The sequence below is a fragment of the Syntrophomonas sp. UBA1041 genome, from assembly GCF_002316705.1.
Classification (GTDB): Bacteria; Bacillota; Syntrophomonadia; order Syntrophomonadales; family Syntrophomonadaceae; genus DTU019.
This window is the reverse complement of record NZ_DCEA01000042.1, coordinates 10,638-18,793: the sequence shown is the minus strand read 5'-3', so window position 1 is coordinate 18,793 and position 8,156 is coordinate 10,638. Positions and strand designations below refer to the sequence as shown.

Sequence of the window (8,156 nt, the reverse complement as noted above, 5' to 3'; positions counted from 1 at the left end):
TCCGCTTGCTCTTGCCCAAGAGCGTGGGTATTTCAAGCCGATAAACTTTTATCCGATTTATGAATTCGATAATGACAAAAAGGACTTTTCTGTAGCAGCAAAAGCGATTGATCTTCTTGAGGCGGACATAGCAAAAGGATACCCGCATTTACTACTGGTTCGGGCTTCGACACAAACCCGTGCGAAAGCGCTATATGAAAACGTGTACCAGAGTAAATATGCAAAATACTCCCCAGTTTTAATCGTTAGTGGAAACAAAGCAACCGATAATCGGACTGCTCTCCAGAAGGTCTATGACGGGACTTCAAAAATCATCGTCTGTGTAGATATGTTTAGCGAAGGGATAGACATCCCACAGTTGAAGATATGTGCAATCCACGACAAATATATGTCCTTGCCTATAACGATGCAGTTCATTGGACGATTTGCCCGGACACAGGCTGACCTTGGCGAAGCCTCCGTTGTGGCCAATATTGTCGACGACGACATTCAGGAGTCCTTGGAAGAATTGTATTCGCAAGATGCGGACTGGAATAAAATACTCAAAGACACGTCGGATGAAAAAATCGGTCGAGAAGTAGAATTGCAGAAATTGGCTCGTGGCTTCACGGGGACAGAAGTCATTCCACTAAATCAGATAAGACCGAAAATCAGTATGTTCATGTATACAACGACCGAGTCCCAGTGGTATTGGCGGCGATGGAGCAAGGTCTTCAACGAGGAGCATAGTCACCACTACGTAAATGAAACAGAGAAAATTTTGATAATTACGGAGCTTCGCACAAGCAACGTGGACTGGACCACTTGTCGCGACATAACGGATGACAACTGGAATCTGCACATTCTTTACTGGAACGAAACGAAAAACGTATTTTTCATCAACACGACCGATAAAGGAATAGCTGATAGGTTGGCTGAAGCTGTTTTTGACAACTATAAACGAATAGCCGGAGAAGATGTGTTCCGTTGCCTTTCAGGAATAAACAGATTGATGCTTTCTACTGTTGGGCTTAAGACCGCCGTTTCCAATCATCATATCCGCTACAGAATGTTCGCCGGTGTCGACGTTGCTGAAGGAATAACCGGGGCAACTACAGGTACCGCAACAAAATCAAACCTGTTTGGCGTGGGTTATGAAAATGGGAGCAGTATAAGTATTGGTTGTTCCTACAAAGGGACGATTTGGGCAAAGTGGGTTGAGACCATAAATTACTGGAAAGACTGGTGCGATAAACAAGCGGAGAAAATTTTAAACTCGGCTATTGATACCACGACCGTACTAAAAGGTGCACTTGTTCCAGAGGAAATCACCGCACGGCCTGCGGTTGTTCCTTATCGAATCGACTTTCCATCGGAAATTGAAGAAGACTGGAAAGGATCAATCACCGTAAAAACGGCTCTAACTGATTCCAAGTCGTTCCTTATGGACATAAGGTTGACTTCATTTGATGAAACATCAGAATTAACTTTTTCAGTGGGAAACGATGACTTCAAAGAGGAGTTCACTCTTAAAATAACATCGACTGGGTATTCGGTTAGCCATAAAAGCGGTTCAATTATAAGCATACGTTTCAGCCGCGGCAGAGAGATGCTCATTAGAGACTTTTTCATGGATAACCCTCCGACAATATGGTTTGTTGATGGGTCGTCCCTTGAGGGCAATCTTCTTGTCAAACTAAAAACAGCCCGTCCAGTTACATTTCCTACAGATAGCATTATCCCGTGGGATTGGTCTGGGATCGATATCAGTAAAGAATCCCAGGGGACAGACAAAGCGACGGAAAGCATTCAATATAAACTTATTTCAGAATTAAAAGCATCAGGTAAATACTGTCTTATTTTCGATGATGACGGTTCTGGAGAAGTGGCAGATGTCATCGCAGTTCAAGAAGACGTTGCAAATAACAAACTTTTATTTGAATTATACCATTGTAAATATTCGAGTGCGCCAAAGGCTGGAGCGAGGGTCGGGGATTTATATGAAGTTTGTGGGCAAACGGAAAAATGTATTAAATGGGCAAGTGATTCAAAATCTATGCTGGAACGACTTATGAGACGCGAAAGCGACAGGGCCAGTAATGGGAAACCCTCGCGATATGAGATTGGAGACAACAAGTTAATGTTTATCCTAAAAAACAAACTGAAAGTCTATTCATCGGAGTTTAGGGTTTATATAGTTCAACCGGGTGTCGATAGCACCCAAATTACTACCTCAATGCATCAGGTACTTTGCAGTGCAGAGGCTTATCTGAAGGATACATACGCAATCCCGTTGACGCTGATCTGCTCATAGAAGACGAAATATGCCGTGAGCACCGAAAAATCAGCATTTACCATACTAAATTTTAAGGATTTGGATATAGACACTGTGGTGGTGCAAAAGAGGTGCAAATTTTAACGATTTGATTTGAGCGGTGCATTTTATCAATAGTTAGTGCCTTTGCCAAATATTCTACCATCTATTGATAAAAAGAATTTTATCGGTGGGCGGTTTTTGTTTTGCCTGTAAATCCAGTAATAAAGCCGTTCCTGCGTTTTAGCGGAGCGACTTTATCGTTTTCTGGAGGGCTATTGGGGGTGGAAGAAATCCAACTGTGAGTTGAATCATTCAAGCATGTCACAACTGACCTTCGATAGATATTTGCATACCGGTAAAGTACAATTTGATTATTAGCACCGATAATCCGAACAAAGGGGGTAAACTTGTGTTTAATATCTCTAATACCGGACAGCGGATTGCATTTTTACGCATGGAAAAAGGGCTTACTCAGGAACAAATGGCCGACCTGCTAGGGGTTACTGGGCAGGCGGTTTCCAAGTGGGAAAAAGGGCGTGCTTTACCGGATACGGCCTTGTTGCCGATAATAGCAAAGGTACTGGATACCTCTATTGATCGATTACTTACCGGACAAGATGTAGTCATCCCGGCTAGTCCGTATGATAATGAATATGAAAAGCAGGAGTATTATTGGGGATTGCAGCAGTCAGTATTAGCGGAGCAGATCGTTAACCTGATGGGCAGTCAATCAGCAGGTAAACGTTTATTAGACATAGGAAGCGGCGAAGGGAGGGATTCCATTTATTTTGCTAAATGTGGTTTCCTGGTTGATGCCTTGGAAATCTCTTTACCCGGGATGGAGAAAACCAAGAGGTACAGCCAGCTAAATGGACTGTCTATAAGTACAATTCATGCTAATATGATTGGTTACGAGCTCACTGATGATTATGATGTCATTTATTCAATGGGGGCTTTGCAGTTTTTACCGCTAGACCAGCGGTTGAAGCATTTTGAAAGGTATAAAGAACACACGCAGGTAAGGGGATTGAACGCTCACCTGGTGTTTGTGGAGAAACCTTTTATCTCATTGGCACCTGACTGGGAGAAAAATGAGTTTTTCTACAGGTCGGGCGACCTGGCAGGCTATTATCATGATTGGGAGATTATTTATTACGATGAACAAATAATAGATTGTATGTCAGCCAATATCTCACATCAACATGCAGTAAGCTCGATCATAGCCCGAAAAATAGAATGAAAAATAAGAGCGCAAATTCGAATACCACAAAAAACTAGAAAACCTTCAAAATAGTGGAGATACGCCATCATGAAAAATATCTTGTTGGTTTATACAAGGATAAGGATAAATGCTGTCCGAATTGGTCCCCATCTGGCATGCATTGTCGTAATGCAAAAGTTGAATTGACAAGCTTTCATGATAAAATAGAAATAAGGTTGGTTAATATTATCAGGCAAAGCAACCGGTTTGGGTTCCGGCCCACACACATAACTCTTTAGGGGGTAAGGCAATGGCTGACAATGCATTGATGAATCGCATCAGTTCAAGTCCAGACATATGTCATGGTCAAGCTTGTATAGTTGGCACCAGGATTCCGGTTGCGGTTATCCTGGACAATTTAGCCAGTGGGGTAATGAAAGAAGAATTGTTAAGGGACTATCCTTCATTGACGTCTATTGATATCGATGCAGCTTTGGCGTATGCGGCTTTGTTAGCTCGTGAACGTCATGTGGCGATTTGAGGTTGTCATGAGATTTAAACTGGATGAGAATCTGCCATGGAGTATTAGTAATATAATGATTGATTACGGGTATGATGTAGAAACGGTATTGTCCGAAGGTCTGAATGGTTGCTCGGATGATAAGCTTATTAATACTTGCACCCGGGAACAAAGAATTCTAATAACCCTTGACTACGACTTCGCTGATATCCTTGCATATCCACCACAAACATATGCGGGAATAATTGTCATAAGGGCCAAAAATCAAAATAAATCACAAATACAGGTGCTCATAACCAAGTTACTTATCTTGTTTGAAGACTATAATCCAGCAGGATCATTATGGATTGTGGAAGAAGACAGGGTCAGAATTCGCAAATAATCTTTGGCAGTATACAACAGTGTATGTCAAGATCTATTATGAGCACAAATTAACGGCTTAAGCCTGTGTCAAAGGGACGGGGGTATTGACACGCCCTTGACACCTTTATATGTCGCTAAACGGGCAGGCATGGAAACCTGCCCCTACGAATAACATGGTAAATTATTGGGATGGGATGGGTTCCATCCCATCCCGCATATGACTAAATGCAGATTTGTATCTGGGGAAAGAAGAAAAACAACGCTTAATCGATGCGGATTAACTGGAATTAATAGAGGTGTTGTTTCAAGGATATAAATGTGACAACACCCCCGTCCCCTGATATGGAAGGGCCTTGTCAAGCCCCCCAACAAAGTTTTAAAGACAAAAATAGTCCATCCAGTCCAAGTAATCACCAACGTTTGAGTTGCCTTAGGAAAATTGAGATATAATAAAGTTGGCTCTTACCCATCTGGAGGATAGGGCAATGCTGAGGAGCAACCCGAGCGCCAGAGGGGGTTCTGCCGGGGATAGCAGGGGTAACTTTGTTGCCCCTGATCCTTCATTGCTATCCTTGTGCAGAATAAAAGCGGTACCATTAAGGCACGAGCATATAGGTACCAGCAAAAAATAAACCAGGGTTCAGTATTGCTTCTAAAACATTACCCTGGCTGAGTATTACTTATTTTTTATGTTGGGTTTGGGCTTTTCTAGTTATCTTTTATAAATACCACCTTGCCGTTGTCCAGTGAGGTTGTCTCATCGTCAATAATCCCATAGCCGCTGGTCTTAAGTATTTGCGTAATAAACCATCCTGCCTGACTGTTATCGGTCAGCTTCTCTACCACCATTTTTTCAGTTGCTATAGCATGGGTCTGGCCGGAAAAGATCTCCGGGAAAGAAATGGTATACTCGACTTTGGTATCGCTAAGCTCGTTCCGGCTTTCTATGGTGATAGGACCTACCTGAGGACTTGAACAGCCGGTAACCCAGTAAGATTGACGGACATAAGCGCTTTTATCCGCTTCCTGACGCAACAGGGGTGACAAAGCTGAATACTGCAGAGCTCCATTGCGGGTTTGCATACCCCGACCCCATAATTTTACGGCTTCTTCGGCACTGTCAGGAATAAGGGCGTTTTCTATGCGTTCAATTTCGGATTTGATTTGCTCTAGGTCAGGGGTTTGAATGGACAGTATATTGGCTGCTTCATTATAACTAACCCGGGCATTAAATAGGTATCCCAGCCAGTCCATAGGCAGATAATAATGGCCATAGTGGTTTTCAATGCTATTTGCCACACTGCTATGTTCATAAGTGCCGTCCGGGCAGGTAATAGTGATGGTTATATAAGGGCGGGGTGCGGGCAGGGTCAGTCCTTCTCTTGCCGGCTCAAACTTTTCCAGATTCAACACAAAATGCCGGTCGGGCAGCAGTTCAGGTAACCCCATGTCCTTAACCTTATCCGGCAAGGGACAGATTTGATCGTTAAGTTTCTCAACAGGAGACTTTAGGACCCTGGCATAAGCGCTGAATTTCTCCATACTATAGAAATCCTGCGGAGTCGTAATAGTTACCGTACGGGTGGCGGCATCCCATTCTACCGAAGTGGCTCCTAGTAAATCGGCTGACCACCGCAATGGTACCATGACTTGGCCTTCGATTACACTCATATAAGGGGGAACATTTACTATGGCGCCATTTAATTGCACCTGCAATGAAGGAGCTTTCAATTTCTCCAGCATATTAGCTGCATTGTCCAAGGAATCTTGAAGGTTATCCAATTCAGCTTTCTGCTGCGCACTCTCTTCTGGAGTCAACCAGACCCCTTCATTCCTTAATTTTTCACGAACATCATTCTCACCTGCGGCAGCATTGGCAAAACCGCTGGTATTCACTGCAAAAAGCATGAATACTAACACCAAACCGGACATTAACCATCTTTTCATTATAATGATCATTCCTTTCTCTGTATTCCGTTTATAAAATATCATGTAGTATTCCTCTAACCCTCACTCTTTGCTTCCTTATGTCGCTAAATATAAATGATGTGTCTTACTATTCCTTTTTACTACTCAAATTCCAAACACCTTTAAGCATACAAAACATACTTATAGCCATAGGGTTCCAGAGGTTCCAAGAACTAAAGAGTTCACTTCTGAGCGCTGATTTTTTCGATGTGCTGCGGATCGCTGGTTGTAGTACCGTCACTTATAGCATTGTTGTCTGTAGAATCTTCGTTAACTACGATCCAAATTGAGGCCTGTCTTTTAGCTCCGCTCTCGTCGGTCAACATTGGCTGGATTAAGTTGACTTCTACTTCGCCGTCCTCCCATGCAAATTTGACCACGGCCAGTGGGGTTTCCGCATTTTGGTCTTGATAAGATCCTGTCACCTTTGCTCCTACAAGGTTTAATTGATGAATGGCAGCCGATACTGGATTCTCAAAGATCCCGGTTTTGCCCCGGACATTTTTATCTGCCTGAGCCTGATAAGTAGCTGCTAAATGCATAAAATCAGGGAATCCGGGCTCGAATGCCACATCAAAGTCAGCCTTGCTTTTAATGCTTTTGAAGAACTTCATCGTGACCTGCGTCGCCTTATACGCGCCCTCGATTTTTTTCACCGTAATAGTTTCTTTCCCCACATAAATTGAGGGGTCTGATGTCCTGAAATAATAATACATATGAATAGTTGAATTATCCTCTATGTCTATCACATAATCTTTACTCCAAGGCCATGGGCTGGACCAACCCATCCAATACTCTCCATTTTCCGCTATGCCGCCGATTGTTAAGTATAGCTCCTCGCTTTCACACAATTCGTGAATAGTCCTTGCATCTCTCTGCGAAAACGCATCTGCCCATTTAATGGCGAAAGCCTCGATCTCTTTTTTGTCGTCATTGCTCAAACCCTCTACATTATTTGGCGCTGCGGTAAAGGTATAACCGACAGCAAATATAGAAATCAAAAGTACGGCAATCAAGGTAGTGGTCTTCATTTTCTTATTCTTTGCAATTAGAGTGATTCTCTCCTTTATCCCATTTGTACTGCCGTACATGGTAGTTGCCATTTGCAAAACATCGCCCTTATGATCACTTTGCTTTATTAAGTCTACTAAGGTCCTGCCATAGGCCAGCCTATCTTCCTTTCCGATCTCTTGCAGTACACCGTAATCACAGGCCAACTCACAATCTCTTTTGGACATTATTGCAGCTACCCATACCAAAGGATTGAACCAGTAAAATGCCAACAGTCCACCCCTGACAATAGCCCAGATCAAATCATGGTGCTTGTAATGACATAGCTCGTGAGCAATAGCAAAACGAAGCTTTTCCTGATCGGCAGCTACCTCAGAAGGAACATAAATGGCCACTTCTCCTTTGTATCCCATGAGACATGGGGAATCAAGACCTTCTACCACATATACTGACAGCAATTTTGTTGTTTTAATATCGGCCTCTCGATGAATAAGCCCTTTCTCGTCAACGGCTAGCTTACCGTTTTTATCTGCTTTAACGGACATTAGGAACATTCTGTTTTTAGAGATCTTCTTACCAAACTTGCGGTTTACATGAATGAACCATAACACTAAAGCAAAAGCCCCTACTGCCCAGACAATCATCATCAAAAGCTGCCAGTCTATGGCCGCTGCAGCGGAAATTCCCTCACCACTGGTCATGACACCAGTTTGCATATTATTCATAATCAGTACGGCATTATCAATTGCTTCCGCCTCTGCATGACCTGCAAGGACCTGCTCGACATCCGAAGCTCC

General features: G+C 43.0%; 6 protein-coding genes. 4 read left to right on the top strand and 2 right to left on the bottom strand.

Translation table 11 applies throughout. The annotated features are described in order from the left end of the window. The 4 genes from B2633_RS06955 to B2633_RS06940 all read left to right on the top strand — a co-directional run. On the top strand, positions 1–2,293 hold a 2,293-nt coding region (locus B2633_RS06955; RefSeq protein ID WP_483169892.1), incomplete at its 5' end, for a DEAD/DEAH box helicase. Between the two features lie 370 nt (positions 2,294–2,663). Further along, on the top strand, positions 2,664–3,536 hold the full coding sequence (locus tag B2633_RS06950; protein ID WP_483169891.1) for a helix-turn-helix domain-containing protein: 873 nt from the start codon (positions 2,664–2,666) through the stop codon (positions 3,534–3,536). Between the two features lie 271 nt (positions 3,537–3,807). Beyond that, a complete protein-coding gene (locus B2633_RS06945) occupies positions 3,808–4,038 on the top strand; it encodes a DUF433 domain-containing protein (protein WP_061212644.1) in 231 nt (76 codons plus the stop codon). A 7-nt stretch (positions 4,039–4,045) separates the two neighbouring features. Further along, positions 4,046–4,399: a DUF5615 family PIN-like protein gene (locus B2633_RS06940; RefSeq protein ID WP_061212643.1), complete on the top strand. Its 354-nt coding sequence runs from the start codon at positions 4,046–4,048 to the stop codon at positions 4,397–4,399. A 689-nt stretch (positions 4,400–5,088) separates the two neighbouring features. Here B2633_RS06940 and B2633_RS06935 read toward each other — a convergent pair. Next, complete coding sequence (locus tag B2633_RS06935; RefSeq protein WP_276620207.1) at positions 5,089–6,327, bottom strand: copper amine oxidase N-terminal domain-containing protein; 1,239 nt, start codon at positions 6,325–6,327, stop codon at positions 5,089–5,091. A gap of 203 nt (positions 6,328–6,530) precedes the next feature. After that, positions 6,531–8,156, bottom strand: a 1,626-nt coding sequence (locus B2633_RS06930) for a M56 family metallopeptidase (RefSeq protein ID WP_483169890.1), incomplete at its 5' end; no start/stop codon positions are given.

Excerpts from the sequence above, each read along its gene's own strand:
- B2633_RS06945 (WP_061212644.1), top strand. The coding sequence starts at position 3,808 with ATGGCTGACAATGCATTGATGAATCGCATCAGTTCAAGTCCAGACATA.
- B2633_RS06940 (WP_061212643.1), top strand. The coding sequence starts at position 4,046 with ATGAGATTTAAACTGGATGAGAATCTGCCATGGAGTATTAGTAATATA.
- B2633_RS06935 (WP_276620207.1), bottom strand. The coding sequence starts at position 6,327 with ATGAAAAGATGGTTAATGTCCGGTTTGGTGTTAGTATTCATGCTTTTT.